Source organism: Streptomyces sp. NBC_00820 (assembly GCF_036347055.1).
In the GTDB taxonomy this organism is placed as follows: domain Bacteria; phylum Actinomycetota; class Actinomycetes; order Streptomycetales; family Streptomycetaceae; genus Streptomyces.
In genome coordinates this window covers 7,728,121-7,753,663 of the sequence record NZ_CP108882.1, presented here as the reverse complement: position 1 = coordinate 7,753,663, position 25,543 = coordinate 7,728,121, and the positions used below count along the sequence as shown (strand labels likewise).

26 protein-coding genes, 1 pseudogene and 1 riboswitch are annotated in these 25,543 nt (G+C 71.2%); of the genes and pseudogenes, 12 read left to right on the top strand and 15 right to left on the bottom strand.

The features are described from left to right. Positions 1–49: 49 nt before the first annotated feature. Positions 50–170, bottom strand: a riboswitch (cobalamin riboswitch). Positions 171–535: 365 nt separating this feature from the next. Beyond that, positions 536–784 (top strand): SMI1/KNR4 family protein, encoded by a 249-nt coding sequence (locus OIB37_RS34580; RefSeq protein ID WP_330461552.1) that lies wholly within the window; start codon positions 536–538, stop codon positions 782–784. 175 nt (positions 785–959) lie between these two features. Here OIB37_RS34580 and OIB37_RS34575 read toward each other — a convergent pair whose 3' ends face one another. The 3 genes from OIB37_RS34575 to OIB37_RS34565 all read right to left on the bottom strand — a co-directional run bounded on the left by OIB37_RS34575 (position 960) and on the right by OIB37_RS34565 (position 3,891). Then, entirely contained in the window at positions 960–1,334 is a 375-nt protein-coding gene (locus OIB37_RS34575; protein ID WP_330461551.1) for a hypothetical protein, read from the bottom strand. After that, on the bottom strand, positions 1,331–3,058 hold the full coding sequence (ctaD, locus tag OIB37_RS34570; RefSeq protein ID WP_330461550.1) for an aa3-type cytochrome oxidase subunit I: 1,728 nt from the start codon (positions 3,056–3,058) through the stop codon (positions 1,331–1,333). Before ctaD ends, OIB37_RS34575 begins: the two co-directional genes overlap by 4 nt. 188 nt (positions 3,059–3,246) lie before the next feature. Next, positions 3,247–3,891, bottom strand: a complete 645-nt coding sequence (locus OIB37_RS34565; RefSeq protein WP_330461549.1) for a sulfite oxidase-like oxidoreductase — start codon at positions 3,889–3,891, stop codon at positions 3,247–3,249. A 252-nt stretch (positions 3,892–4,143) separates the two neighbouring features. Between OIB37_RS34565 and OIB37_RS34560 the strand changes: the two genes are divergently transcribed. Continuing rightward, on the top strand, positions 4,144–5,190 hold the full coding sequence (locus tag OIB37_RS34560) for an XdhC family protein (protein WP_330461548.1): 1,047 nt from the start codon (positions 4,144–4,146) through the stop codon (positions 5,188–5,190). A 15-nt stretch (positions 5,191–5,205) separates the two neighbouring features. On the opposite strand, the gene OIB37_RS34555 is transcribed toward OIB37_RS34560, so the two are convergent. Continuing rightward, positions 5,206–5,625 carry a TOBE domain-containing protein gene (locus OIB37_RS34555; protein ID WP_330461547.1) on the bottom strand — a complete coding sequence of 140 codons (420 nt, stop codon included), beginning with the start codon at positions 5,623–5,625 and terminating at the stop codon, positions 5,206–5,208. A gap of 341 nt (positions 5,626–5,966) precedes the next feature. On the opposite strand from OIB37_RS34555, the gene OIB37_RS34550 reads away from it, so the two are divergent. From OIB37_RS34550 to OIB37_RS34535, 4 genes are all read left to right on the top strand, one after another. Then, entirely contained in the window at positions 5,967–7,334 is a 1,368-nt protein-coding gene (locus OIB37_RS34550) for a methyltransferase domain-containing protein (RefSeq protein ID WP_330461546.1), read from the top strand. A gap of 292 nt (positions 7,335–7,626) precedes the next feature. Then, complete coding sequence (locus OIB37_RS34545; RefSeq protein ID WP_443058241.1) at positions 7,627–9,117, top strand: NAD(P)/FAD-dependent oxidoreductase; 1,491 nt, start codon at positions 7,627–7,629, stop codon at positions 9,115–9,117. 176 nt (positions 9,118–9,293) lie between these two features. Then, the gene (locus OIB37_RS34540; protein ID WP_330461544.1) at positions 9,294–9,833 is read left to right on the top strand and encodes an ArsR/SmtB family transcription factor; all 540 of its coding nucleotides are present in this window, start codon (positions 9,294–9,296) and stop codon (positions 9,831–9,833) included. Next, on the top strand, positions 9,830–11,125 hold the full coding sequence (locus OIB37_RS34535) for an MFS transporter (protein ID WP_330461543.1): 1,296 nt from the start codon (positions 9,830–9,832) through the stop codon (positions 11,123–11,125). The genes OIB37_RS34540 and OIB37_RS34535 overlap by 4 nt, the downstream gene beginning before the upstream one ends. 165 nt (positions 11,126–11,290) lie before the next feature. On the opposite strand, the pseudogene OIB37_RS34530 reads toward OIB37_RS34535, so the two are convergent. The 3 genes and pseudogenes from OIB37_RS34530 to OIB37_RS34520 all read right to left on the bottom strand — a co-directional run. Then, positions 11,291–11,521 (bottom strand): annotated as a pseudogene (locus tag OIB37_RS34530) (Tn3 family transposase); the annotation flags it as partial. 34 nt (positions 11,522–11,555) lie between these two features. After that, positions 11,556–11,915: a hypothetical protein gene (locus tag OIB37_RS34525; RefSeq protein WP_330461542.1), complete on the bottom strand. Its 360-nt coding sequence runs from the start codon at positions 11,913–11,915 to the stop codon at positions 11,556–11,558. Beyond that, a complete protein-coding gene (locus OIB37_RS34520; protein WP_330461541.1) occupies positions 11,912–12,391 on the bottom strand; it encodes a hypothetical protein in 480 nt (159 codons plus the stop codon). Before OIB37_RS34520 ends, OIB37_RS34525 begins: the two co-directional genes overlap by 4 nt. Before the next feature lie 165 nt (positions 12,392–12,556). On the opposite strand from OIB37_RS34520, the gene OIB37_RS34515 reads away from it, so the two are divergent. After that, the gene (locus OIB37_RS34515) at positions 12,557–12,931 is read left to right on the top strand and encodes a hypothetical protein (protein WP_330461540.1); all 375 of its coding nucleotides are present in this window, start codon (positions 12,557–12,559) and stop codon (positions 12,929–12,931) included. A 23-nt stretch (positions 12,932–12,954) separates the two neighbouring features. Here the strand turns inward: OIB37_RS34515 and OIB37_RS34510 are convergent, their stop codons facing one another. From OIB37_RS34510 to OIB37_RS34495, 4 genes are all read right to left on the bottom strand, one after another. Continuing rightward, a complete protein-coding gene (locus OIB37_RS34510; RefSeq protein ID WP_330461539.1) occupies positions 12,955–14,364 on the bottom strand; it encodes a sugar porter family MFS transporter in 1,410 nt (469 codons plus the stop codon). A 277-nt stretch (positions 14,365–14,641) separates the two neighbouring features. Continuing rightward, on the bottom strand, positions 14,642–16,129 hold the full coding sequence (locus OIB37_RS34505) for an extracellular solute-binding protein (protein WP_330461538.1): 1,488 nt from the start codon (positions 16,127–16,129) through the stop codon (positions 14,642–14,644). Next, on the bottom strand, positions 16,129–18,849 hold the full coding sequence (locus OIB37_RS34500; RefSeq protein ID WP_330461537.1) for a caspase family protein: 2,721 nt from the start codon (positions 18,847–18,849) through the stop codon (positions 16,129–16,131). Before OIB37_RS34500 ends, OIB37_RS34505 begins: the two co-directional genes overlap by 1 nt. 4 nt (positions 18,850–18,853) lie before the next feature. Next, complete coding sequence (locus OIB37_RS34495) at positions 18,854–19,216, bottom strand: effector-associated constant component EACC1 (RefSeq protein ID WP_330461536.1); 363 nt, start codon at positions 19,214–19,216, stop codon at positions 18,854–18,856. Between the two features lie 244 nt (positions 19,217–19,460). On the opposite strand from OIB37_RS34495, the gene OIB37_RS34490 reads away from it, so the two are divergent. Next, positions 19,461–19,763: a YciI family protein gene (locus OIB37_RS34490; RefSeq protein WP_330461535.1), complete on the top strand. Its 303-nt coding sequence runs from the start codon at positions 19,461–19,463 to the stop codon at positions 19,761–19,763. A 90-nt stretch (positions 19,764–19,853) separates the two neighbouring features. Here OIB37_RS34490 and OIB37_RS34485 read toward each other — a convergent pair whose 3' ends face one another. Together OIB37_RS34485 and OIB37_RS34480 are read right to left on the bottom strand one after the other, a co-directional pair. Continuing rightward, positions 19,854–20,225 carry a hypothetical protein gene (locus OIB37_RS34485; RefSeq protein ID WP_330461534.1) on the bottom strand — a complete coding sequence of 124 codons (372 nt, stop codon included), beginning with the start codon at positions 20,223–20,225 and terminating at the stop codon, positions 19,854–19,856. A 69-nt stretch (positions 20,226–20,294) separates the two neighbouring features. After that, on the bottom strand, positions 20,295–20,945 hold the full coding sequence (locus tag OIB37_RS34480; protein ID WP_330461533.1) for a flavin reductase family protein: 651 nt from the start codon (positions 20,943–20,945) through the stop codon (positions 20,295–20,297). Positions 20,946–21,189: 244 nt separating this feature from the next. Between OIB37_RS34480 and OIB37_RS34475 the strand changes: the two genes are divergently transcribed. The 3 genes from OIB37_RS34475 to OIB37_RS34465 all read left to right on the top strand — a co-directional run bounded on the left by OIB37_RS34475 (position 21,190) and on the right by OIB37_RS34465 (position 23,123). Continuing rightward, on the top strand, positions 21,190–21,771 hold the full coding sequence (locus tag OIB37_RS34475; RefSeq protein WP_330461532.1) for a hypothetical protein: 582 nt from the start codon (positions 21,190–21,192) through the stop codon (positions 21,769–21,771). A 278-nt stretch (positions 21,772–22,049) separates the two neighbouring features. Then, complete coding sequence (locus OIB37_RS34470; protein WP_330461531.1) at positions 22,050–22,559, top strand: DUF6328 family protein; 510 nt, start codon at positions 22,050–22,052, stop codon at positions 22,557–22,559. A gap of 144 nt (positions 22,560–22,703) precedes the next feature. Further along, a complete protein-coding gene (locus OIB37_RS34465) occupies positions 22,704–23,123 on the top strand; it encodes a CBS domain-containing protein (RefSeq protein ID WP_330461530.1) in 420 nt (139 codons plus the stop codon). A gap of 78 nt (positions 23,124–23,201) precedes the next feature. Here OIB37_RS34465 and OIB37_RS34460 read toward each other — a convergent pair whose 3' ends face one another. Beyond that, entirely contained in the window at positions 23,202–23,702 is a 501-nt protein-coding gene (locus OIB37_RS34460; RefSeq protein WP_330461529.1) for a hemerythrin domain-containing protein, read from the bottom strand. Between the two features lie 391 nt (positions 23,703–24,093). On the opposite strand from OIB37_RS34460, the gene OIB37_RS34455 reads away from it, so the two are divergent. Beyond that, complete coding sequence (locus OIB37_RS34455) at positions 24,094–24,606, top strand: hypothetical protein (protein WP_330461528.1); 513 nt, start codon at positions 24,094–24,096, stop codon at positions 24,604–24,606. Positions 24,607–24,624: 18 nt separating this feature from the next. Here the strand turns inward: OIB37_RS34455 and OIB37_RS34450 are convergent, their stop codons facing one another. Beyond that, complete coding sequence (locus tag OIB37_RS34450; RefSeq protein WP_330461527.1) at positions 24,625–25,503, bottom strand: LysR family transcriptional regulator; 879 nt, start codon at positions 25,501–25,503, stop codon at positions 24,625–24,627. Between the last annotated feature and the right edge of the window lie 40 nt (positions 25,504–25,543).

The following is a 25,543-nucleotide window of genomic DNA, read 5'->3' as shown; positions in this document are numbered from 1 at the left end:
CTCCCCCGGGGAGATCCGCCCCGGTGTCCGTCGAGGAGGCGACCGCGTGAGTCTCCTGGCTCTCGGGTCGTCGCTCGCCCCGGCCTTCCCACCCCCTGGGGGCAGTGGCCTGTCGGGACGCGCTCACCGATCACAGTGGCGGGACCGCGCCGGATTCTCACCGGCTTCCTCGGACCGCCGTCGCCCTGTCACCGGACATCATCTCATCGCCGGCTTCACCCCGTCCCCGGCATCGGTCCCGGGACCGCGCCCGTGCCCGTGAGCCGGGACCGCGCCAACTCGTCGCTGCCGCCCTGTCGGTGGCGGCAGTCGCCACACCGCGTCAGTCACGCCACGGCCCGAATCCCGGCAGTGCCCGTCCATGTTCTAAAGTGCGACGCCGCGCCCGCGCGGTCTTCTCCCAGCCCCACCATCACAGGAATCTCCTATGCGTTCGGCATCCGTACTCCTCCTGATCGGCGCCCAGTCCGGGGCGGCGCCCGCCGCGCCCGCCGCGGCCGTGCGCAAGGTCCACAAGTCCTGCGCGGGCTGACGCGTGAACGGCGGCTTCGACGTGGCTCAGGCCCTGGACGGCACGGTCCTCGACCGCGGGCGGGTCTGGGCCTTCGTCCGTGACTTCGCCGCTGCCTGGGGTGATCCGCCGACCGGGAAGGACGGCACGTCTCCAGCGGAACTGACGCGGGCGGAGGCGGCGCTCGGCTGCTCCCTGCCGACCGCGCTGCGCGAGTTCTACGGGCTCGTGGGAGCACGGCCCGACCTGGTCGCCAACGTCCTGCCCTTCTGAGCCCTGCCCGTCCGCGGCTCGGCCGCGCCCGGGCGGAGGTCCGGCGGGAGCGCCGAAGCGGCGGCGCCCCCGACACACGGGTGGCCGGACCGCGGAGGCGGTCCGGCCACGCCGGTACGGCGAAGTGTCCGTCCGTGTTCTCGCCGTACTCGGGAGAACCGGGGAACGCTGCGGGTCAGCGAGCTGTCAGCGCGAGGGAGCTCGTGACCAGGGAGCAGACGAGCAGGAGGGAGGCGCAGGCGACGTGCCGCTTGAGCAGGGTCTGCCGCAGCTCGGCGTAGCGCGTCTCGTATTCGCCGCGCAGGCGCTTGGCCCGGTCCGCGGTGACCTGGAGTGCCTGTCGCGTCAGGCCCAGGCGCTGCTCGGTGTAGTGGCGGGTGAGGTCTTCCGCCTGCCCGGTGGTGAGCCAGGGCAGGCGGGCACAGAGGGCTGCTGCCTCGCGCTCGGCCTGCTCTCGCTCGGCGTGCAGAAGGAGGTAACCCTCGACCTCGTTGGCGACCGAGGGGCCGCGCCGCGCCGGCGGGGGGCCGGGACGGTTCGGCGAGGTCACGGCCGGCTGCCTTCTGTGCCGACCGCCGGCCGCCTGCCGCCCTGCGCCTCCTGTTCGAGCTGGGCCACCTCGGGGTGGTGCAGGTCGAACGCGGGGGATTCGCTGCGGATCCGCGGCAGGGTGGTGAAGTTGTGCCGCGGCGGCGGGCAGGAGGTCGCCCACTCGAGTGAACGGCCGTAGCCCCACGGGTCGTCGACGCCGACCGGCTTGCCGTACTTGGCCGTCTTCCACACGTTGTAGAGGAAGGGCAGCATCGACAGGCCGAGCAGGAAGGAGCTGATCGAGGAGATCGTGTTCAGGGTGGTGAAGCCGTCGGAGGCGAGGTAGTCGGCGTACCGGCGCGGCATGCCCTCGGCGCCCAGCCAGTGCTGGACCAGGAAGGTGCCGTGGAAGCCGATGAACAGCGTCCAGAAGGTGATCTTGCCGAGGCGCTCGTCGAGCATCTTGCCGGTGAACTTCGGCCACCAGAAGTGGAAGCCGGCGAACATCGCGAAGACGACCGTACCGAAGACCACGTAGTGGAAGTGGGCCACGACGAAGTACGAGTCGGAGACGTGGAAGTCCATCGGGGGCGAGGCGAGGATGACGCCGGTCAGGCCGCCGAAGAGGAACGTCACGAGGAAGCCCGTGGTCCACAGCATCGGCGTCTCGAACGAGACGGAGCCCTTCCACATGCTGCCGATCCAGTTGAAGAACTTCACACCGGTCGGTACCGCGATCAGGAAGGTCATGAAGGAGAAGAACGGCAGCAGCACGCCGCCGGTGACGTACATGTGGTGCGCCCACACGGTCACGGACAGACCGGCGATCGCGATGGTCGCGGCGACCAGGCCCATGTAACCGAAGATCGGCTTGCGGGCGAAGACCGGGATGATCTCGGTGACGATCCCGAAGAACGGGATGGCGATGATGTACACCTCCGGGTGTCCGAAGAACCAGAAGAGGTGTTGCCACAGCAGTGCTCCGCCGTTGGCCGCGTCGAAGACGTGGGCGCCGAACTTGCGGTCCGCCTCAAGGGCGAGCAGCGCGGCGGCCAGGACCGGGAAGGCGAGCAGGACCAGGACACCGGTCAGCAGCACGTTCCACACGAAGATCGGCATGCGGAACATCGTCATGCCCGGCGCGCGCATGCAGATGATCGTGGTGATGAAGTTGACCGCGCCCAGGATGGTGCCGAAGCCGGAGAGGGCCAGGCCCATGATCCACAGGTCGCCGCCGAGGCCGGGCGAGCGGATGGCGTCCGTCAGCGGGGAGTAGGCGAACCAGCCGAAGTCGGCGGCGCCCTGCGGGGTGAGGAACCCGCTGAGGGCGATGGCCGAGCCGAACAGGTAGAGCCAGTAGGCGAGCATGTTCAGCCGCGGGAACGCGACGTCGGGGGCGCCGATCTGGAGCGGCATGATCCAGTTCGCGAATCCGGCGAACAGCGGCGTCGCGAACATCAGCAGCATGACGGTGCCGTGCATCGTGAACGCCTGGTTGAACTGCTCGTTGGAGATGATCTGCATGCCCGGGCGTGCCAACTCGGCCCGCATGAGCAGCGCCATCACGCCACCGATCAGGAACAGGACGAACGACGTCGCCAGATACAGCGTCCCGATCGTCTTGTGGTCGGTGGTGGTCATCCACCTGACCACGACATTGCCGGGCTGCTTGCGCCTGACCGGCAGCTCGTTCTCGTACGAGTCCTCAGCTGCCGCATCCTGGGGTTCGTTGAGGATGCTCACAGATCCGTTATCTCCTGGTGCTCACACTTCGCCGACTGGAGTCACGCCATCCTGGCTGTCGGCGGGAGGCGAGCGCCTCCCTGAGCACCCGACATACGGCCGCCCGAGTGACCGTCACACACGAACGGAGCAACGCCGGGCATGTCGTCCACGTCCCACGCGTGCGACGGCCGCCGCCCGCTGTCCCTTCAGCCGCTCGGCTCCGGTCCGTCACCCGGCTTCTCCTGAGAGGAGTAGCGCTGCTCCTGCCACGGGTCGCCGATGTTGTGGTAGCCGCGTTCCTCCCAGAATCCGCGCCGGTCCTCGGTGAGGTACTCGATGCCGCGCAGCCACTTGGGGCCCTTGTAACCGTAGAGGTGGGGAACGACCAGGCGCAGCGGGAAGCCGTGTTCGGCGGTGAGGGGCTCGCCGTTGTGGTGGGTGGCCAGAAGGGTTTCCGGGGTGTCGAAGTCGGCCAGGCGGAGGTTGGTCGCGTAGCCGTACTCCGCCCAGGCCATGACATGCGTGACCTCGGGTGCGGGCGGAACCAGGTCGAGGACGGTCCGGGCGGGGATGCCGAACCATTCGTGGTCGGTGGAGGTGGGGCCCGTCGCGCAGTGCAGGTCGGCGACGACGGTGATGTGCGGCAGCGCCGTCAGCTCATCGAATATCCACCGGTGCTCGTCGCCGGTGGCGGTGGCGCCGAAGACGCGCAGGTTCCACCGATCGGGGCGGAACCGGGGTACGGAGCCGTAGTGCGAGACGGGCCATCCGTGGACGTGGCTCTGGCCGGGCGGGATGCGCCGGGGGACGTCGGCGGTGGCCCCGGACGCGTCCTGTCGGTTGCCTGCCACGTGGGTGTCCCCTCTCCGCATGGCCACTCCGGCACCGCTGCGCGCGGTGTCACCGGCACGGCTCCGCTCGGTGTCACCGGCACAGCTGCCCTTCCTTGCAGCGTAAGTGCTCACGCGCGGTGACGCCGAGGCCGGGGGTGATGTGGTACTTGTGGGCGGCGGGGTGCGGCGCGTTGCTGGAATCCCGGTCACGGGGCCCCGCTGACCAGGCGGTTTCTCGGCGCCGACGCCCGGACGAGGAGGGACGCGATCATGCGTGAGCTGGCGGAGACGGCACGGCGGTGGGCGGCCCAAAGCCGTACGGGCGTTCTCGCCCGCCCCCTCACCGAGCTGGGCTTCGGCCCCCGGCACCCGTCCGACGCGGTGCTGATCGACGAGGACGGCCGCTGCCACGGCACCCTCTACCGCGGTGTGTTCGACGCGTATCTGGCGGCCGAGGCCGCTGCCCTGCCGGCCGGGCACTCCGCGTGCGTGCGTGAGGTGTCGGTCCACGGCGACGACGTGAAGCGGGCGGGTCTGACCTGTGGCGGTCAGGCCGAGGTGCTGCTGCAGCCCCTGAGCGCCCTTCCCGCCGACTGGTGGGACCTGCTGGCCTCGGGAGCCGACGCGGCCCTGATCACCAGGCTCGACCGGAGCCGGACCCGGGCGGTCAGCGGCGTGGCGACGCCCCAGGGGCGGGACGGTGGCGATACGGGCGAGGCAGGCGGTGCCGGCGAGGCCGGCAGTGCGAGCGAGGTCGGCGGTGCGGGCGAAGCCGACGAGCGGGCCCGGGATCTGCTCGCCCGCCGTCGGGCCGGCCGCGACACCCGCCGCACGGACGACGGCCTCGTCCTCATCGAGACCTTCCCCGCCCTGCCCCACCTGGTCATCGTGGGCGGAGGCGAGCTGGCCGAGCTGCTTGTCGCCCAGGCCCGGCTGCTGGGCTGGAAGGCCACCGTGACCTCCGTCGCCGAGGACGCCGTCCGGCTGCTCGCCGAGCGGCCGGCGGCCGCCTGTCTGGTCGTCCTCAGCCATGAACCGGACGTCGACATCCCGGTCCTGTCCACCGCGCTGACCACCGGTATCCCCTACGTCGGCGCACTGGGCTCACGGCGTACCCAGGCGCGTCGTGCGGCGGACCTGGTCGGGGCCGGCCTCGACGAGACGCACCTCCGGCGCGTCCACGGCCCCATCGGCCTCGACCTCGGCGCCCGCACCCCGGCCGAGACGGCCATGGCCGTCTGCGCCGAGGTGCTGGCCGCGCTGGACGGTCGCGCGGCACGCGTGCCGCGCGACGGCGCCGGGCCGGTCAACGTCTGACCGGGCGGCCGGCTGTCACGCGTTGGCCAGGGACACCTCGGTCGACTTGATCAGCGCGACCACCGGCGAACCGGCCGCCAGACCGAGAGCGGTGACCGCGTCCTTGGTGATCGCCGCCGTGAGCTCGCCCCCGTCGACGGTGACCTTCACGGCCGCCATCGCCCCGCCCGTGGCCACGTCACTGACCGTGCCGGGAATCTGGTTGCGGATCGACAGACCCTCCACGCGGCCGGTCGCGAGCGCGACCTCGGTGGCCTTCATCATGGCGCGGACCGCGGAGCCCTCGGCGAGTCCCAGGTCCTTGACGGCGTCCAGGGTGATCGCCGCGGTGACGTGCTGTCCGCCGTCGAGGCGCACCTTCACGGTCGCCATCGCCTCGCCGGCGGCGATGTCGGTGACGGTGCCGGGAATCTGGTTGCGGATGCTCAAGCTCATGACGTTCCTCCTCGTGGAAAGGGGGTTACGGGCCTGTCCGTCGGATGTTGGATTTTGGATGTTGGATGTACGCCCTCAAACTAGCCGTGCCGGCGACGCCCGTTGCGACCCCCGTCGCATCCACCACCTGCGAAGTCGCACGAGCCTCGTAAACCAGAGCCGTCCCGCGCACAGCTGCTCCGGCCACACCGACAGCCCACCCCTGTCGACGGAACGCACGCACATGCACACCGAGGGCATAGAATCGAATCGCAGATGCGGCCCGCTGTAGGGTGACGTACCGGTATTTGCGTTCGCGCGCGCCCACCGTCCGGGTACGGTCGTGCGGGAGGCGGTGGCCCGTGATCCAGATCGTGGAGCACACACAGCAGGAAGGGCCGTACGCCGTCGGCACCGCTCTGGAGGCGGCCGGGCTGCCGGTCCGGATCTGCCGGACCTGGGCGGGAGACCGGGTACCGGACACGGCCGACGGCATGATGGCCTTGGTCGTACTGGACGGTCCGATGACCGCCTACGAGGATTTCCCCGGCCGCGGCGCGGAACTGGCGCTGTTGCGTGCCGTACTGGATGCCGAAGTGCCGGTGCTGGGCGTGTGCCTGGGCGCGCACCTGCTGGCGGTCGCGGCGGGCGGCACCGCACGGCCCGGCGTCGGGGCGCGGATCGGCACCGACGCGCGGATCGACACCGACGCGCGGCTCGGCAGGAGCGCACGGCTCACCTGGGATGACGCACGGCTCGCCTGGGATGACGTACGGATGACCGCGGCGGTGTCCGCCGACCCGCTGTTCGCGGCCCTCCCGGAGCGGCTGCGAGTGCCGCACCGGCACCGCGACACGGTGGACCTCCCGGCCGGTACGACGCTGCTCGCGGCCTGCGACGGGGGCCCGGCGCAGGCGTTCCGGATCGGTGGTTCGGCCTGGGGGCTGCGGTTCCAGCTGGGGGTGGAGGACGCGGCGGCCGAAGCCTTCGCCGGGACCTCGCCGGGCGCGGACTCCGCCATGCCGGGCCCGCCGGAGTCCGCGCCCGGCGAACCGGCCTCCCTGGCCAGGTACCGCGACGGCGTGTTCGAACGCTTCGCCGCCTTCGTGGCCGAGCGGGCCGAACAGACGGCGACTCGCGCGTTCTTCACCCGGCGGGCGGCCGCCTGGGACGAACGCTTCGCCGACGACAACCCCCGTTACGCGGCGGCGGCCGCCCGGATGGGACTGTCCCCCGGCGGGCGCGTTCTGGACGTGGGGTGCGGGACCGGCCGGGTGCTGCCCGCCCTTCGCGGCCAGGTCGGCGTGGAGGGCCTTGTCCTCGGTGTCGACCTCACACCCGCGATGCTCACGGCGGCGGTGCGCGGAGGCCGGGAGAGGGACGGGCACCTGCTCCTTGCCGACGCCTGCCGGCTGCCGCTGCCGGACGGGGCGGTGGACGGCGTCTTCAGCGCGGGCCTGATCAACCATGTCCCCGACCCGGCGGCGGCGCTGCGCGAATGGGCCCGGGTCACCGCCCGCGACGGCGTCCTGCTGCTCTTCCACCCCTCCGGGCGCGCCGAGCGGGCCGCCCGCCACGGCCGCCGCCACCTCGACCCGGACGACCCGCTCGCCGAGGAGAACCTGCGGCCCGCACTGCAGGCGGCCGGCTGGCACCTGGCCTCGTACGAGGATGCCCCGCACCACTTCCTGGCGCGGGCGGTCCGCTTCGACGGGCGCTTCGACGGGTGATACAGGGCCTCGGGGGTGCGCCGCCGGGGAAGGACGCGTCGTCGGGGAAGGGGGCCGGGGGCACCGTCCGGGGGACGTGCCGTCGGTCGGATCCGGAGCCCCGGATCGGGGTTGTCCGGACCGATGACGCCCGGTGTTCGCGCTGGTCCGCACCCTGTCACCCCGGTGGCAGGACCGCTTCGGGCGTGTTGGGATCGATCTGTCGGCTGATCTGTCGGCTGCGGCCCGGGACATGCCCACGGCGTTCGGCGGACCGCAGGAGCCATGAAGGGTCCATGAAGGGTTGAGCACGATGACACGACCCAGGATTCTGGTGATCGGTGCGGGCTTCGCCGGCGTCGAGTGCGTCCGCCGCCTGGAGCGCGGACTCACCCCCGACGAGGCCGAAGTCACGCTGGTGACGCCGTTCTCCTACCAGCTGTACCTTCCGCTGCTGCCCCAGGTCGCCTCCGGCGTCCTCACGCCGCAGTCCATCGCCGTCTCGCTGCGCCGCAGCGAGAAGTACCGCACCCGGATCATCCCGGGCGGCGCGATCGGCGTGGACCTTCAGGCCAGGATCTGTGTCATCCGCACCATCACCGACGAGATCGTCAACGAGCCGTACGACTACCTCGTACTGGCGCCGGGCAGCGTGACCCGCACCTTCGACATCCCGGGCCTGGCCGAGCACGCCTTCGGCATGAAGACCCTGGCCGAGGCCGCCTACGTCCGCGACCACGTCATCTCCCAGCTGGACCTCGCGGACGCCAGCGACGACCCGGCCGAGCGGGAGGCACGGCTGCAGTTCGTGGTGGTCGGCGGAGGGTACGCGGGCACCGAGACCGCGGCCTGTCTGCAGCGGCTCACGCACGCGGCCGTCCAGCGCTATCCGCGGCTGGATCCGGGCCTGATCAGATGGCATCTGATCGACATCGCGCCGAAGCTCATGCCCGAGCTGGGCGACCGGCTCGGGCGGCAGGCGATGAGGATCCTGCGGGATCGCGGCATCGACGTCTCGCTGGGCGTGTCGGTCGAGAAGGTGAGCGAGGACTCGGTCACCTTCACCGACGGCCGGGTCGTCCCGACGCACACACTGATCTGGACGGCCGGCGTGGTCGCCAGCCCGCTGATCGGCACGCTCGGAGCGGAGACGGTCCGCGGGCGGCTCGCGGTCACCCCGGAGTTGACCGTGCCGGGTCACGACGGGGTGTTCGCGCTCGGCGACGCGGCGGCGGTGCCCGACCTGGCCAAGCACGAGGAGGGGGCGATCTGTCCGCCCACCGCGCAGCACGCGATGCGGCAGGGCAGGAAAGCGGCCGACAACGTGATCGCCTCCTTGCGTGGCGAGCCGCTGCGGCCGTACGTCCACAGGGACCTGGGGCTGGTCGTCGACCTCGGCGGCAAGGACGCGGTGTCCCGGCCGCTCGGCATCGAACTGCGCGGGCTGCTCGCGCAGATCGTGGCCCGCGGCTACCACTGGTCCGCGCTGCGCACCAACGTCGCCAAGGCCCGGGTCCTGGTCAACTGGCTGCTGAACGCGGTCGCCGGCGACGACTTCGTCCGCACCGGCTTTCAGCGGGGCAGGCCCGCCCGCCTGAAGGACTTCGAGTACACCGACTCCTACCTGACACCGGAACAGGTCCGCGCCGAAGTGGCCGCGGCCGAGACCGAGGGGAAGGTAAAGGGCGAACCCGGAGGAGAAGCCGCGAGGAAGCCCGAAAGGCAACCCGCGGGGAAGCCCGGAGGGGAAACCCGAGCGAAGGCCAAGGGAAAGAACGAGGGAAAGTCCCCCGACGGCACCTGAACCGACCGACCACGGTTGCCGAACGACCGCACGTGTCCGGCACCTCCGGCCCAGCCGCGCCGGCAACCACTGGATCAGCGCCTCGATGCGCGGGCAGGACGCGACGTTGGAACGGCTCCCGGAAGTCCGCGCGAAATCCCTTGCGCAATGGTCAAGACTCGTTGACCATTGGGGGCATGCCTGCTGATGAGCTTCCCGAGACGTTTCACGTCACCACTGACGAGCAGCTGCGCGCCGTCTCCAATCTCACGCGTCACCGGATCATGGCCGTACTCCGCTTCGAGCCCGCGACGATCACGCAGATCGCCGCGCGGGTGGGCCTTGCGAAGGGGAGTTCCAGCTATCACGTACGGCTGCTGGAGCGGGCCGGCCTGGTGAAGGTGGTACGGACACGGAAGGTGCGGGGTGTCACCGAGCGGTACTACGCGATGGCCGCGCGGGCGATCGTGCTGCCGGATCCGGGCGAGGGAGGGCCGGATGTGCTGATGCGGCATGCGGTGGCGGACCTGGAGGCGTCGCCGGTGGATGCGGAGCGGCACGTGCGGATGGCGCATCTGCGGCTCACCGAGGAGCAGTTCGCGGAGCTGGGGGCGCGGCTGCAGGCGCTGGCTGACGAGTACCGGGAGCTGTCCGATCCGTCGCTGCCGGACGCGTCCCTCGTCTTCGCACTGTTCCACCCGGCATCGCGCGAGCAGACTGAAGGGGACGCCAAGTGACCTCGGACGTACGGAAGTTGCCGACCGGGTTCGGACGGCTGTGGACCGCGCAGACGATCTCCTCGCTCGGTGACGGGGTGACGCATGCCGCGCTGCCGCTGCTCGCGTTGACGTTGACGCGGGATCCGATGGCGCTCGCCGTCGTCACGGCCGCCGGAACCCTGCCGTGGCTGCTCTTCGGGGTGCTCGGCGGTGCGCTGGTGGACCGCTGGGACCGCCGGCGCACGATGTGGGTCGCGGACACGGCGCGTGCGGTGCTGCTCGCGATACCCGCGGCGGCGGCCGCGCTCGACGTGCTGAGCATTCCGCTGCTCGCGGCCGTCGCCTTCCTCCTCGGCCTCGGCGGACTCTTCTTCGACACGGCCGCCACGGCCTACCTGCCGGATCTGCTCCGCCGCGACCCCGCACTCCTGGAGCGCGCCAACTCCCGCCTGCGCGGCGCCCAGACCGCCATGTCCGGCTTCGCGGGCCCGCCTGCGGGCAGCGCGCTGCTCGCGCTCGGGCGGGCGGTTCCGCTGCTCACCGACGCGGTGTCGTTCGCGCTCTCCGCACTGCTCGTACGTACGCTGCCCGCCATGCCCCGGCCCGTGCCGGAGGTCCGCGAGTCGCTGCTGCGGCAGGCGCGGGCCGGCGCCTCGTACGTCTTCCGGGACCGGGTGCTGCTCGGGCTCGCGCTGCGTCCGGCGGTCGGGAACATCGCCTTCCTCGCCGTGGAGACCGTCCTCGCCCTCTTCGCGCACGACCGCCTCGGCATCGACACCTACGGCTTCGGCCTGCTCCTCACGGCGGAGGCCACCGGCGGCCTGCTCGGCGCGGCCATCGCCTCCCACCTTGGCCGACGACTCGGCACCGGCACCGCGCTGACCTGCACAGCCGCAGTCGAGGGACTCGCCATCCTGGGCCTGGCCGCTGCCCCGAACCCGTACGTGGCCGGGCTGGCGCTCGCCGTCTGCGGGGCCGGCATGGGCGCCACGATGGTGCTCGCACCCTCCCTCCGGCAGGCGATCGTCCCCGCCCACCTCATGGGCCGGGTCGCCTCCACCTCCCGCATGCTGGCCATGTGCGCCGCCCCCATCGGGGCCTTCCTCGGCGGCTGGCTGGCCACCACCTACGACATCCGCACCCCGCTCTACGCCGCTGCCGTCCTCCTCCTGGCGATGACGGCCGTCACGGCATCCATGACCAGCAACCGCCGGGTCGAAGAGGCACTGCGTGCTGCCGCCCCGGTCGACGGTCCAGAACACCCGGCATCCAAGGATCCCGCCCAAAAGAGTGCGCCTGACTTGGTGTGACGCCCTGCCGTGAAGGCGTCACGACAGGTCGGGGGGCAGGCCCCCGCGGGGCGCGACGAGTAGCCGGGTCGGTCGGGTGTGCCGACCGTCAATCCTCGTCGCTTCGGAGGCGTCCGGGTCCCGGAAGCGGCACAGGTCCTGCCCGGAGCCGCCGGCTTTGATGTGGAACAGGTAGCGGCCCAGGAAGTTGACGTGCCGGTCCTTGAACGGGGAGAGGCGGACGACGCCTTCGGCCTTGATGTCGTAGCCCTCGGCACGGAGCCGGGCAACGGCGGCGTCCAGGTAGCGGGTGTTCCACAGGACCACGGCGTCGAAGACCAGGCCGAGAGCGGCGAGCTGGTCCTCCTGGCCCTGCCGGTACGCCTGTCGGATCCGGCCGCGGCCGCCGTGGCTCGCCGTCCTGATCCGCCCCCACCTGGCTGACGCCGCCTCAGCGTCGGTCTGTGGCCCGGGGGTGCCCCGTACCGGCGAAACTGATCCAGCAAGTCTTCCGGACGATGTCGAGGAGATACCGGATACGGCCGCCGCCGGTCACCTCGATCTGCCACTGCTCGCAGGTCTGCCCGCGGTGGGTGCCATGTGCCAGACCGCCCTTGAGGCGGTGGTGCCGGGGGGTCTCGATGGCCGGCCTGGGGGCGGTGCGCATGGTGACCCAGGCGCGGTAGGTGTTTTCGCGGGCCTGCTGGGCGAGGCTCTCCCACCCTTTGGCCGAGGCCGCGTCCGCGAAGCGGACTTCCCAGTGGCCGTCCGGCGCCGGAGGTGCGGCGCGGTCGCCGCGGCCCCCGGTCATGCGACGTCCCGAGGGTCTGGTACCGGGCCGTAGTCTTCGCCGTGATCCTTGGTCAGTGCGGCCAGCAGTTCGGGGTCGGAGTAGACCTCAGCGGTGTGCTGCCAGGCGATCAGCAACTGGGCGACGGACGCGCTGTTGCCGACGGAGTCGGCGGCACGCATGGTGTCGACCAGTTCGACGGCGAAGGCGTGGAGATCGGGCTCGGGCAGGAAGCGGACCCACGGGAATGCGTCCGGCAGTATGTCGAGGAGCAGTTCCATGCTGCCGGGCTCTCGGCGCGCCATCGCGACCAGCATCCGGGTGGCTGCCGACACCACCGTCTGGTCCTGCTCGGCCCGCGCCGCGGTGGTGAGGACCAGATCCTCGCCATCTCTGCGGTGCAGCAGCAGTCTCGGCGATTCCTTGAGCCGGGCAAGCGTCTGCTTGTTCTTGTTCACCAGCTCGGAGAAGTTCACGGCCGCGTCCTCAGCACCCATAACTTTGAAACTACTTCGAAACTTGCCCTGGTGCTATCACCCAGAAGAGGGGCGCAGGGCAGCGGACCGATCACACACCTGGTACTCGGAGGGACAGGATCGGCGCGGCGCGGCGCGGGACCGGAGCGGGACCTGGCGTCGGGGTTCGTCCGGACGCTCACGCGGATGACTCTCGTCCTCGTCCCCGAGTACCTGGTGGTCGTCCTGCTCGTCGGTGCCTTCCGGGGCCGACTGCTGCCGCTGTCGCGGAACGGCGTCGGCGAGGGCGTGCCGGCGGTCTTCGTCGTCGTCCTCGTCGCCGTAGTGCTGGGCACGCTCTTCGTGATCCCCACGGCCGGTGAGATCCCCGTCGTGCAGGGCCTGGCGGTGCTGGGACTGCCGTCGGGCGTCCTCGGCGCCCTGCTGATCACGCTGCCCGCCATCAGTCTGCCGAGCATGGTCATGGTGGCACGCGCCTTCGGCTGGAGGACCACCCTGGGCACCGCCGCCCTCGTCGTCCTCGCGGGAGTTCCCGGCGGGGTTCTCCTGTCCGTCCTGTGAACCTCGGACACGGGTGCCGTGTGTCAGGTCCGGGCGAAGTCGCCGGGGTGGAACTTCCCGTTCTTCAGGTGCCGCTCGATGTCCTCCAGGCTGTGGCCGGTGAGTTCCGGCATGCGCCGCCACACGAACAGCCATGCCGCGACGTTGAACAGCCCGTAGATCCAGAAGACCTGGCCCACGCCGAAAGCGCTGATCATCGTCAGCAGGGTCAGTGTGATCAGCAGGTTCGTGCTCCACAACGTGGCCGACTGCACGCTCGTGGCGGCGGCGCGCATCGCCAGCGGGTAGATCTCGGAGCCGGTCAGCCAGCCCATCAGCTGGAGCCCGCCGGCGTTGAAGAACATGAAGGCGATGAGGCAGGCGACGATGCCCGGCACGTCGGCCCGGGTGGAATGACCGGTGACGAAGAAGGCTCCCAGCGCGAACAGGCTGAGCGCCGCGCCGGGGACCATGACCAGGGTCAGCCGGCGGCGCCCGACCTTGTCCACGATCCACAGGCCGACCACCATCATCACCAGGTAGGTGACGCCCAGGGCCACGCTGATGCGCAGCGCGTCGGCCGTGGGGAAGCCGTTGTCGGTCAGGATGGTCGGGGCGTAGTAGATGATCATTTCGATGCCGGACAGCTGGGTGAAGACGGCGATGCCGCAGCCGACCACCAACGCCGGCCGCACCCACGGCTGCCGCAGCCCGCTCCACCCGCGGTCGCGCCTGCCGGTCCGCTCCTGGTGTCCCGCCAGCTCCACGATCTCCTCGAGCTCGGGGGCGATGTCGTAGCCGTCGGGCCGTACGTCCTCGAGTACCCGCTCGGCCTCGTCCACGCGGCCCCGCTCGACCAGCCACCTCGGGCTCTCGGGCAGCCGCAGCTGTCCGAGCAGCATCACCAGCGCCGGTACGGCGGCCGCGCCGATCGCCGCCCGCCACGACACCGCCTCGCTCGCGCCCACGATCGTCGCGATGACGATGCCGACGCCGATCGCGAGCTGGAAGCAGAGCACGAGCCGTCCGCGGATCGTCCTGGGGGCCAGTTCCGCCACGTACATGGGCACGGTCTGGGTGGCGCCGCCGACGGCGAAGCCGAGCAGCACGCGGGCCAGCGCCAGGGTGACCGCGCTGGGGGCGAACGAGCAGGTCAGGCTGCCCGCGATGAAGACCACGCAGACCAGCAGGATCGTGCGGTGCCGGCCGAAGCGCTCGCACAGCAGGCTGCAGGCGAGGGAGCCGATCACGGCACCCAGCAGGATCCCGGCCGCGATGGCCTCCTTCATGGTGTCGCCGATGTGGAACTCCTTGGCGATCTGCAGCAGCGCGCCGGAGATGATGCCCGTGTCGTAGCCGTACAGCAGTCCGCTGATGGCGGAGACCACGGCCGCCATCAGCATGCGCCCGTTCAGGCCCTTGATCGGTGATGCCCGGTCCGGGTCGTGGGTCATGGTTCCTCCAGGGCGACGACGCCCCCGTCGGCGGTTGCTCACGGTGATTCCGAGGGCCGGAGCACGGTTCGTTCCCAGCCGTCCGCCGCACGGGGCCCGTTCAGGAATCTCCGATCTCGCCCAGGGAACCAATCGGTCGAAACGGTAACGCCGTCGCGGTCTCGCGGCCTGACGGCTCGCTCCGGAGCGGCTTGCCGAATCGCCGGATCGGGCTGGTGCGCCGCCGTCCGTCCCAGCGGGCCGGCTCCGGCGGACGCGCTGGTCGCGCGGGCGGGTCTCAGTCCGGGAGCGTGGTGCGCAGGGCCGCGTCCAGGTGCTCGGCCAGTGCGGTGTCGCTCGGCGGCCGGTCGCCGAACAGTGCGCCCAGTTGGGTGGTGAAGGTCTGGGTGAACGCGCCGTACAACGGGGTGCGCGGGCGCTGTACGGCGTTGCGCAGGGCCGGGAGCAGGATGTCGCGGGCGTACTTGGGGCGGCCGGCCCCGTCGCGCGGCATGTGGTCGGTGCTCTCGCCGGTCGGGGAGACCGAGGGCGCGGCGGCGGAGGTGCGGACGCGGGAGCAGGTCGGTCCGTCGTCCGCGTACGCGGAGACACGGGTCGCGGCGAACCCCGCGTCCAGCAGGCAGCGTTCGCTGTCCGGATCGGTGAGGTAGCGGATCAGGTCGGCCGCCTTGGCCGCCTGCGGCGAGGCGGCGGTCACCGCGAGGTTCTGGCCGCCGAGCACCGCCTTGCCGGGCAGCGGGGCCACGCCGAGCTGCTTCTCGGTGAACGTCTGGTACAGGGTGCCGTAGGCGTAGGGCCAGTGGCGCAGGAAGGCGGTGCGGCCGTCGGCGAAATCGCTGAGTGTGGCGGTCTCGTCGGAGTGGACGGCGTTGTCGAGGGTGTACGCCGAGCCCGTGCGCCGGCGCAGTTCGGCCACGCCTTCGCCCAGGTCCCGTGCGCTGCCGGTGTAGTGGCCGTCGGCGTCGGTGAGCCGGAAGTCCTTCACGGCCGAGGCGAACGCCTCGATGGCGTTGACCGTACGGCCTTCGTACCCGGCCAGCTGGGTGGTCCAGCCCGCCTGGTAGTCCCCGGGCCGCTTGCGGTTCATGGCGTCGATGATCTGCCTCAGCTCGTCCCAGGTGACCCCCTTGCTCAGATCGGTGCGCTGGGCGCCGGACGCGCTCAGATAGTCACGCCGGTAGTACAGCAGTCCGACGTCGCTGTTGAACGGCACCGCGTACCGTTCGCCCTTCCACTCCGCCGTGCCGGCCACCGACGGCACGATGTCGCCGGGGTTCTCCACGGCGCCGTCGGACAGCGGGCGGATCAGCTTCGCCGCGGCGAACTCCGGCACCCACGTGACGTCCAGGTTGATCACGTCGTACCGGGCGCTGCCCGACTGCAGGGCGCCGAGCAGCTGGCTGCGCTGTTCGTCGGCGGAGCCGGGCAGCTCCACCAGCCGGGCGTGGTAGCCGGAGTCGCCCTCCTGGCGGTTCCAGGCGTCGATGAGCTGCTGCCGTATGCCGTTCTTCCCGGTGACGTCCCGCCCGCTGGCGACCACGATCTCGCGCGACGTCTCACCGGCGGACTTCCCGTCCTCGCCGCTGTCCGCGGCGCCGGTGCAGGCGTTCAACGTCAGTGCCAGAAGCGGGAGTACGACGAGTACCCGCCCCCACAACGAGCGCCGCCGGCGCTGTTCCCGCCGCGCCTGCCGCCGAGCCGGCGCGCTCCGCCCGGTCCGCTCCGGCCGCCGCCGCACCCCGGCAGGAGTCCGTCGCAGGGTCATCAGTCCTCCCCCGTTCCCGTGCGGGCGACCTCGTCGTGCAGGCCCGCGCCGAGGTCGTCGCCCGCGTCCAGGCAACGGCCGCCGCTCGTCTCGGAGATCAGCGCGTCGGGACGGCCCCGGTCGCAGCCGCCGCTGATCAACGACACCATGGCCACCGGCACACCGCTCTGGTGGGCCTTGTCCAGCACCTTGGTGAGGTTCTCGCCGCTCAGCCGGTTGTCGTCCTCGTCGTCCGTGAGGTAGACGATCATCTCCGGGTGGTCGTCGTCCTTGCCGCGGGCGGCCATCTCGTCGAACGCGGCGAGCAGGGCGGCGTGCGGGTCGGCCTCGGCGTCGTGCACCCGCGTCCTCTTCCGGTCGGCGAGGACGCGCTCGGCCTCGCCGCGCTTGTGGCGGCCGAAGGGCAGCAGCTCGGAGTGGCTGTCGTGCCGGGTGTCGTAGACCGCCCAGACGCCGTACTCGTCCTGGGGGCCGAGCCCGCCCAGGGACTGCTTCAGGATGCCGGGACCGCCGCTGGCGCTGTCCCACAGCCCGGTCATCGAACCGGAGCTGTCGAGGAGGAACAGGACCTTGCCGGGGCCGTTGGCGCTGCGGTACCCCTCCAGCGCCGTGTTCATCCCCGTCCCCCCGGCCGACTCCAGCAGCGGGCCGGGGTCCGGCAGCACTCCGCCGGCGGGCCGCGCGGCGAGGAGCCGGTGCTCGCCGGACGCGTCGCGGAAGCCGTCCTCGCCGAACAGCTTCAGCCCGTCCTCGCCGGTGAGCCAGCCGCGGAAGCGCTCCACCGCGTCCCTGCGCGCCGCCGCGTCGCGGTCGGCGTCCGTCCAGCGCACGCGCACGAACGTCGGCTCGATGCCGGGTACGTCATCGGGGTAGTCCGCCGAGCGCGGGGCGCGTGTCGCCTGGTCGCAGCCGACCCCGCTCTTCATCAGGAACTCCGGTACCAGGGCCGCCGTCCGGTTGTCGACGGTGTCGTCGTCGGGCAGCGTGCAGAGCAGTTCGGCGGCTGTCGGCGCGGGCGGTCCGGACCGCGCGAGGCGCTGCTCGCCGGCGCGGGCCTCGCCCGAGCCGCTGTACAGGCCCAGCGTCGCCAGGAGGGCCGTGTCGGTGTACTCCGGGTCCGTGCGGCGTACGTCGGCCTTCGGGTCCGACTTGCGCAGCTCGTCGATCAGCTCCACCAGGGTGCGTCCCGAACGCCGCGCCTCGTTGCCGCCGGCGAGCTTGTCCGGAACGGCCAGCACGATCGGTGAGAAGGCGAACGCCGCCTTGTCCGGTATCAGCCGGACCTTGGAGCGGCCCCGCTGCCCGGTGGTGACCCGGGCGACGTCCGCACGGGCCGCGGGTATCCACACGTCCGGCTGCGGCCCGACATCCCGCTGCGGGTCGTCGTCCTCCCCCGGGTCCTGCCAGGCCTCGCTCCGTTCGCCCAGCGCGGTCACCGCGTCCGCCGCGCCCGCGCTGTAGACGGTGATGCCGGTACGACGGCAGTCCGCGCCGGTGGTGTCCGTGCCGGAGGTCAGGTAGGCGGCCGCGGCGGCACGGACCGTGGGTTCCAGGTCGGGGTCGGTCATCACCCGCAGCTCCAGGGGCGGCAGGCAGCTGCCGTGCCCGGCGGTCAGGTGTACGACGCCGTAGCCGCCGAGACCTGTCACGGCGAGGGCGAGCAGCACGGCGGCGACGGATCGCAGGCGACGCCGGATCCATGCGGCGATGTCCTGGAGCCGGGTGCGCGGGAACGCGAGGACACGTGTCCGCACGGGCGGGGTCCGCCGGGGCATCTGGGTCGACGGGGTCGACGATTCCGGCCGGGGCAAGGGGACTTCGTCCCCGGATCCTCCGCCGTGGTGCCGCGTGTCCCCGCCGCTGCCCTCCCGCCCACTCTCCTCCCTGTTGCCACCGCCGTTCGCACCGCCGATCGCACCGCTGCTGCCGCTGCCGCCGATGCCGGTGCCGCCGCTTCCGTTCACGCCGTGGAGCAGCACGTCCTCGCCCGGGTCCCACGCCGCCTGCGGCTCCTGCACGTCACCGGACGCGGTGCCGTGGTTCGCCCGGAGCATCCCGCTCTTCAGTTCGGCGTAGAGGTCCGAGAGCCACAACTCACGGTTCTCGTCGTGATGCCGGTCGAGGAGTCGTCCGAGTTCCTCGGTGAAGGGCGTCGCCCGACTGCCGTCGCCCGCGGCGATGAGACGGTTGGACTGCACGCTCATGAGCAGCAGGATCTTTCCCCGGCCGGGCCCCTGGAAGCCCTGCCAGATCCCTGCCGCGTTGCCCGCGTAGCAGCAGTCGAGGATCACCACGACCCGCTCGGCACGGCTTCCGGCGAGCTCGGCCAGTACGTGGGTGAACCACGCCGCGTTGGGGAACACGTCGTGCATGCCGGCCAGCACGCGCGCGTTGCGCATCTGCAGGAACAGATCGGCGCCCGAGCTGGAGACGATGCCGTGGCCCGCGAAGTAGAAGAGCAGCAGCCCTTCCGCTTCCTGGGCGGCATGGCGCAGCGCCTCGTCGAAATCGTCGTGGGACGGCGACGAGCAGACGGTCACCTCGCCCTCACCGAACACGCCGGGCCTGCGTAACGCCCCTTTGAGCCGGTTCCGGTTGCAATGGACGGCCGGCAGCTGCCCCGGCACCCCGTCCGACGTCTCCGGCATGGTGTAGTCGTACTCGGACACGCCGACCAGCAGAGCCCTGTTCGCCTTACCGCGCGGGTCGTAGCGGCTCACCGGATTACCTCTCGCCGGAGTCCAGCGGCTCGATCCTCGCCCGGGGCGCTTCCCCGCTCTCCACCCGGCGCCGGTTGGCCAGCCAGGCCTTGACCGCCCGTTCGACGTGCCCCAAGAGCTCCGCGACCGCGGCCGTGGTCGCCGACTCGACCATGACGAGGACGATCTCCGTCCCGAAGCCCATGTGCCCCTGGGGCCCGTCCGTACGGGGCCGCTCCTCCACCCGGAGGGTCTCCGCGTCCATCCGCTCCGCCAGCGGCTTCTCCCGCTCCAGCCACGCCCTCAGCGCGGTGACGTCACCACCGCTCGCTCTTCCGTCCAACCTGACCCGCACGCCCGACTCGGCCACCGCGTCCCCCTCAGCCATACCTCCCAGCATGGCACCGGCCCCCACCGGTCGGGGAGACCCCGGACCTACCTCGCCGAAGCGGTCGCGCGACAACCCCGACACCACCACAGAACACACACACCACGCACGCGAACGTCACTTCCATGCCCGCAACTGATCTGATTCTGGCTGCTGTTATCGACCCAGAGGCTGATGTCGCGGACGTCCCGGCACCCAGGGATGCCATGATGCCGAGCACGTCCCAGAGACCACGGAGGACACCGTGCTGCACCTGCTCCAGCTCCGCTACACCGCGACGGAGCAGGAGGCCGCCCCCCATGTCCCCGGCCACGTCGCCTACTTGGAGCGCCATCACTGCGCCGGCACCTTCCTGGTCTCCGGCCAGACCGTTCCCACGCGTGACGGCGGCGCCATCATCGCCCGGGGCGTCGACCGCGGGACGATCGAGGAGATCACCGCTCAGGACCCGTTCGTCACCAACGGCGTCGCGACGTACACGATCACCACCATCACACCCGGCCGGGTGCATCCCACCCTCGTCGACATCCTGAAACCCGGTCGCTGACCGCTCGTCCGCGGTCCGGCGACTTCCCCGACTTGCCTGCATACCCTCCGAGTTGGCAGCCTCGTCCACGCGGAGGGCACGCAGGCGGGTCTAGAACGAGGCGCGGTTGCCGATGTACTTGGTCCTGTCACAGGCCACCCTGTTGATGCCGGTGAACCTCACGCAGACCTTCGTGTCCGTGTCGGTGTCCATCGTCGACCACGTGAAGCTGATCGTCCCACCCACACGACGGGCCGTCTGCACCACACCGAGCTGATCTCCGTCGAGCGTCAATCGCACCCCCCGCTTCTTCGTCGCCTTCGGCGGGTTCGTCCAGATCGCCGTGACGCTGTTGTACGAATTGCGGCCCTGCAGGCGGACGCACACCTGGGGTCCGGACCAGTGATGGGTACAGGCGCTGGAGTCGGCGGCCGCCGGTGCCGCACACGGGACCACACAGGCAAGGGCCAGCGCCACGCTCATGGGCAGAATCCTCTTCACGCCCCGTCCAACCCGCGTCACGGCTCCCGGGGGACGGCCTGGCCCGCGAGATCACCCCTGCGGACGATGCACCGGTCGGCCCCACACACCGTCGGACCGGCGACCGCCCTGAACCGTGTGCGGTGTCTCGGTGCGGTAGGACTGGCCGAGTTCCGGGCCGAGTCCGGGAAGGACGATGCGGGGGTCGGCGTGGACCCGGCGTACGACGGCTTCGACGATGACGAAGTCACCGGAGACGTCCGGCCGCACCCGCTCGGCGCGGGCCTCCAACTGGATCGGGCATCCGGCGACGCGAGGAGGCCGGACCAGCGTGGAGGGCTGGGCGGTCAGGCCGGCCGCGGCGAACTTGTCCGGCTCGAAGCGGCAGCCCTTGGGCTTGCTCGGGGGCACCGGGTTCCGGCCGGTCAGTGGTGCCAGCCGCTCCACGGCCGGCCACTGGGCGGGGGACGGCAGGCTGATCACCAGGTCGGGACGGCTGCGGAGGTTGGACGCGGTCTGTCCCTCGCGGCCCAGCCCCAGCACGACCGTCCGGCCGAGTGCCCATGCGGACGATATCGGGGCGAGGTTGAAGGTGCCGTTCGTGTTCTCCGTGGACAGGAGCACCACCGGCGTCCCGAAATACAGGATGCTCGGTTCGATCTCCAGGTGGGTGGCGGCTGTGGTCGCCGGTGCGGGCGCGGTGCCAGGAAGTCCTGCGTTCATGGCGTGCAGCGTAGGGTCCGGTCGCTTCGGCGGGGACCGAAGTGTCACCGGCGGCCGGGCGGCCGTGGTCGGCCGAACACAGGCCACGCATGGCCCCGGAATGGGCCAGGCATGGGCCAGGCATGGGCCAGGCATGAGCCGGACGGACGTTCGCACGCCCGGACGCCTACCACCTCGTGAAACACGCCCGGACGCCTACCACCTCGTGAAAGGGGTACTCGGGCCGGGAACAACGGGAGGTCCGATGACCACCACTGAAACCCTTATCGCCATCATTGTCCCCATCGCGGTCATCTTGCTTCTGATCGCCGCAGGGGTGTGGCTCCTGACGCGGCGCCGCCACCTGCGGAAGCGGTTCGGGCCCGAGTACGACCGGGCCGTGGGAACCGGGGACGGCCGGCTGTCGGCCGAACGTGAGCTGCACTCCCGCGAGAAGCGGCACCAGGATCTCGACATCAAACCCCTGTCCAAGGAGGAACGCGAGCGGTACGCCGCCGAGTGGAAGGGCACCCAGGAACGCTTCGTCGACGAGCCGAGCCGGAGCGTCGACGACGCGGATGGTCTGGTGACCCGGCTGATGAAGGACCGCGGCTACCCGACGGCGGGATTCGAGCAGCAGCTCAAGGACCTCTCCGTCGAACACGCCCGCACCCTGGAGCACTACCGCGACGCCCACGACGTCCGGCTGCGCAGCGAGGACGGCCGTGCGACCACGGAGGAACTGCGCGGCGCGATGGTGCACTACCGCGCTCTCTTCAACGAGTTGCTCAGCTCGCCCGGCGACGCTCCTGACCACGAGGGGACCAAGCGGAGCGATGCCGTCTGAGGTGCGGACGTCCGCGGTACGAGCGGTACGGGCCGCGCGGGGCGGGCGGCCCGTCAGGCGGCCGTCCGCACCCTCCGCGAGTCCTCCGCGCGCCCGCCGCAGCCGCCGCACCCGTCGCGCAACCGCCGCGCAACCGAGCCGGACCCAACTCGCACCCAGCCCTCACCCGACCGGCTCGTCCCGTTCCCGTCGCGTGGATTCCACGTGAGGCGGGACCCCTCACGTGGAATGACGTGGAGGCGGGAAGCGGTGACCGGGCGACGGAGGGCGTGGCGACGATGGGCACGGGACGTGACGCAGGCGCGGAGCGCACGGGGCGCGACGAGACCGTGGAGGAGCGTGCCGACCGCATATGGAGCGACCTCATCCAGGAGGTGCGGGTCGCGCAGACGGGCGTACAGATCCTCTTCGGTTTTCTGCTCACCGTCGTGTTCACTCCCAAGTTCGCCGATCTCGACGACACGGACAGGGCGATCTACGTCGCGACCGTCATCGTGGGCGCCGCGGCGACCGGGGCCCTGATCGGCCCTGTGGCACTGCACCGGCTCGTCGCCGGACGACGTGTGAAGCCGCAGGCGGTCGCCCTGGCCTCACGGCTGACCTTCGTCGGCCTGGTCCTGTTGCTGGCGACGATGACCGCCGCGCTCCTGCTCGTCCTGCGGGTCGTGACCCACGACATGCGGGTGCTCTGGCTGGTGGGGAGCGTGGTCGCCTGGTACCTGCTGTGCTGGTTCGTCTGGCCGCTGTGGATCCGGCACCGGCACACGGTCCGCCGGCCACCCGGGTGATCCGGCACGGAGCGGGCACGGCCGGTGAGCCCGGCGCGGTCGCGGCACGCCGTCGTGACCTGTGTGTTCGGTGACACGGTTCCGGGTACCCGGGGCGCGTGGACATCGAACCGATGCCCCGTGTTCCCCTACGAGGGAGGGCGTATGACGCAGCAAGTTCGCGAGATCATGACTACGGACCTCGTCACGGTGGAGCCCCTGACGTCGGTGGTCGATGTCGCCCAGCTGATGCGCCGCGAGGACGTCGGCGACGTGCTGGTGGTGGACGAGGGCCGGCTGCGCGGGGTGGTCACCGACCGGGATCTGGTCATCCGGGTGCTGGCCGAGGGCGACGACATCCATGACCGCACCGTGGCCAACGCGTGCAGCGAGGACCTGATCACCGTCGCCCCCGATGACGATGTCGACGAGGTCATGGGGCTGATGCGGCATCGGGCCGTACGACGGCTGCCGGTGGTCGAGGAGGGCCGGCCTGTCGGCATCGTCTCCTTGGGGGACCTGGCCATCGCCGTCGACCCCGGCTCCGCACTCGCCGGCATCAGCGCGGCACTGCCCAGCGAGTGATCGGGGGCTCCGGTCCCAGGGGCGGCGGACGGAGCGCCCGCGCGAGGGCGCGGCCACTCCGTCCGCCGCCGCGGCGTCCTACTCCTTCTCCTGCCTCCGCACGATCCGGCGGACGTTCGCGATGTCGCCGCACCCTACGGCCAGCCGTGCCGCCCGCTCCCGCAGGAAAGCCTCGCCCAGCTCGTCCCGGCGTTCGTCGGTGAGGTTCTGCCGGGCGGCGTTCAGGATCGTGCGTTCTTCCTCGTCGAAGTGGTGGTTGACGGCCTCGACCAGGTTCTCCAGCTTCTCGTCCCAGTCCTCGCCGCCCACCTCCTCGACCTCGAGCAGCCCCAGCAGAGCCTTCTCGCCCTCGGCGTGTTCTTCCGATCCGTGCTCGATCTCTTCGTTGTCGATGGGCTTGTAGCGCTTCAGCGCCGGGTAGACCTCGACCTCCTCCGCCTCACCGTGCGCGATCAGCAGGTCGGCGAACTCCCGCAGCGCTCCGGCCCGGTCCGCCTCCGTGCTGCGCATGCGCCGGAAGAGGTCCTCCATGGTCCGGTGGTCCTTGAGGATCAGCTCGACCACATCACTTGATGCCACTGCAATGCTCCTTCCGGACAGTCACGTGAGCCGGACGGTGCCTCCTTCCGCACGCCGTACCCGAACCGGCCTCGGCGGCCCGTCCGCCCGACGCTCGGCGCGTTCCCTCGGTCGGGCACACGGAAACGGGCCGATCGGAGTATGCGGCCGGTCGGAGTACGAGGCCGGTGGGAGTACGACGCCGACCGGCCGTACGACGTCCCGCACGACTTGGCGGCCGGGCGGGCTGGGCCGCTGGTGTGCCCGTCCTTGACCGGGGTACTCGAAGACCGAGCATCGCGAGCACGACGATCGCCCTCCCCGCAGACCGAGTGACGCCATGGTGCTTCGGCGTGCCCCATCCGCTTCGGCACTTTCCGCTTCGGCACGAAACAGCGTGAAAAGAGTTGCCATGTCAGACTCCGGCACAGACTCAGACACCGACATCAGCGCATCGCGGACCGAGTTGACGACGGAGGACCTGGCCCGCCCGGGCCGGGACACCACGTCCGAAGCGTCCCCTCCGTCCTACCCCGGCGAGGCCACGGCCGTACCTGAGGGTGCGGAGGAGCCGACGGGTGAGAACGAGGACGAGGGCCGCACCACCGACGAGGACGAAGAGGAGGAGGAAGTCACACAGACGACCGGGGAGGGTGAGGAGCCCCTGATCGCCGCCGAGGAGGCGGAGTCGTATCAGGGCCGCTGGGAACAGATCCAGGGTGCCTTCGTCGACGACCCCAAGGAGGCGGTCCGTGCGGCCGATTCCCTGGTGGCCGAGGTCATCCAGTCCCTGGCCGAGACTTTCTCCGACCACAAGAAGGAGCTCGAGGCCCAGTGGAGCCGCGGGGAAGAGGTCAAGACGGAGGGCCTGCGCCTGGCACTTCAGCAGTACCGGACCTTCTTCAACAAACTCCTCCACGCCTGACGGCCGCTCCCGGCCGGGTCAGAGGGACAACTGTCGTACGAGTTCCCGCGTGAACGCCTGTGCGGCCGGCGCCGTCCACCGTCTGCGGTGGCGGGCCAGCCGCACCGGCACGTCGGCGAACCGCGGCCCGCGGACCCTCACCAGGCGCCCCTCGCGCAGATACTCCTCGACGGTCGTCAACGGCAGCAGCGTCAGGCCCAGTCCGGCGGCGACGCAGGAACGGGCCGCGTCCACGCTCCCGAATCGGGTCAGCCGCGGCCGGGCGCCGGGCACGGAGAGCAGCCGCCGCTCCAGTGCGTCGCTGTAGGAACAGCCCTGTTCCAGCAGGAAGAAGCTCTCGGCGGCGAGTTCCGCCCAGGTCGCCGCGCGGGCGCGCGCGGCCAGCGGATGACCGGGGGCGCAGAGGAGGGCGAGGGGTTCACGGGCGATCAGCTCGGTCGTCACCTCGTGGAAGCCGGCCTCCTCCTCCAGCAGCAGCGCCAGGTCCAGACGTCCGGACCGCAGACCCTCCAGGCACTCCGCGGTTCCGGCCGCGGACAGGTGGATGTCCACCTCGGGGTGGGCGGTGCGCAGAGCGGCGATCACGGCCGGCAGCCGGGTCGAGCACAGCGATTCGGGGGTGCCGACGACAGCGGGTCCCCCCGCCCCCTCGACGTCGGCTTTCAGCCGGGCCACGGCGTCAAGTGCGTCCTCGGCCCTCTCCCGCAGCCGTCGGCCGGATTCGGTGAGGACCGCGCCCGTGGGCAGGCGGTCGAAGAGCCGAGTGCCCAGGTCTCGTTCCAGGGTGCGGATGTGCACGGTGACCGTGGACTGGGCAAGGTGCAACTCGGCGGCCGCGGCGGTGAAACTGCCGGTCCGCGCGAGGGTGGTGAAGGTGTGCAGCAGGCGGGTGTCCACGTCGTCAGGGTATGCGATACCTCGATGGATCGGATCGATA

Bases quoted from the DNA above. Each gene is read 5' to 3' on its own strand.
- OIB37_RS34560 (WP_330461548.1), top strand. From the start codon at position 4,144: ATGCGTGAGCTGGCGGAGACGGCACGGCGGTGGGCGGCCCAAAGCCGT.
- OIB37_RS34555 (WP_330461547.1), bottom strand. From the start codon at position 5,625: ATGAGCTTGAGCATCCGCAACCAGATTCCCGGCACCGTCACCGACATC.
- OIB37_RS34545 (WP_443058241.1), top strand. From the start codon at position 7,627: ATGACACGACCCAGGATTCTGGTGATCGGTGCGGGCTTCGCCGGCGTC.
- OIB37_RS34540 (WP_330461544.1), top strand. From the start codon at position 9,294: ATGCCTGCTGATGAGCTTCCCGAGACGTTTCACGTCACCACTGACGAG.
- OIB37_RS34525 (WP_330461542.1), bottom strand. From the start codon at position 11,915: ATGACCGGGGGCCGCGGCGACCGCGCCGCACCTCCGGCGCCGGACGGC.
- OIB37_RS34520 (WP_330461541.1), bottom strand. From the start codon at position 12,391: ATGGGTGCTGAGGACGCGGCCGTGAACTTCTCCGAGCTGGTGAACAAG.
- OIB37_RS34515 (WP_330461540.1), top strand. From the start codon at position 12,557: ATGACTCTCGTCCTCGTCCCCGAGTACCTGGTGGTCGTCCTGCTCGTC.
- OIB37_RS34510 (WP_330461539.1), bottom strand. From the start codon at position 14,364: ATGACCCACGACCCGGACCGGGCATCACCGATCAAGGGCCTGAACGGG.
- OIB37_RS34505 (WP_330461538.1), bottom strand. From the start codon at position 16,129: ATGACCCTGCGACGGACTCCTGCCGGGGTGCGGCGGCGGCCGGAGCGG.
- OIB37_RS34495 (WP_330461536.1), bottom strand. From the start codon at position 19,216: ATGGCTGAGGGGGACGCGGTGGCCGAGTCGGGCGTGCGGGTCAGGTTG.
- OIB37_RS34485 (WP_330461534.1), bottom strand. From the start codon at position 20,225: ATGAGCGTGGCGCTGGCCCTTGCCTGTGTGGTCCCGTGTGCGGCACCG.
- OIB37_RS34480 (WP_330461533.1), bottom strand. From the start codon at position 20,945: ATGAACGCAGGACTTCCTGGCACCGCGCCCGCACCGGCGACCACAGCC.
- OIB37_RS34475 (WP_330461532.1), top strand. From the start codon at position 21,190: ATGACCACCACTGAAACCCTTATCGCCATCATTGTCCCCATCGCGGTC.
- OIB37_RS34470 (WP_330461531.1), top strand. From the start codon at position 22,050: ATGGGCACGGGACGTGACGCAGGCGCGGAGCGCACGGGGCGCGACGAG.
- OIB37_RS34465 (WP_330461530.1), top strand. From the start codon at position 22,704: ATGACGCAGCAAGTTCGCGAGATCATGACTACGGACCTCGTCACGGTG.
- OIB37_RS34455 (WP_330461528.1), top strand. From the start codon at position 24,094: ATGTCAGACTCCGGCACAGACTCAGACACCGACATCAGCGCATCGCGG.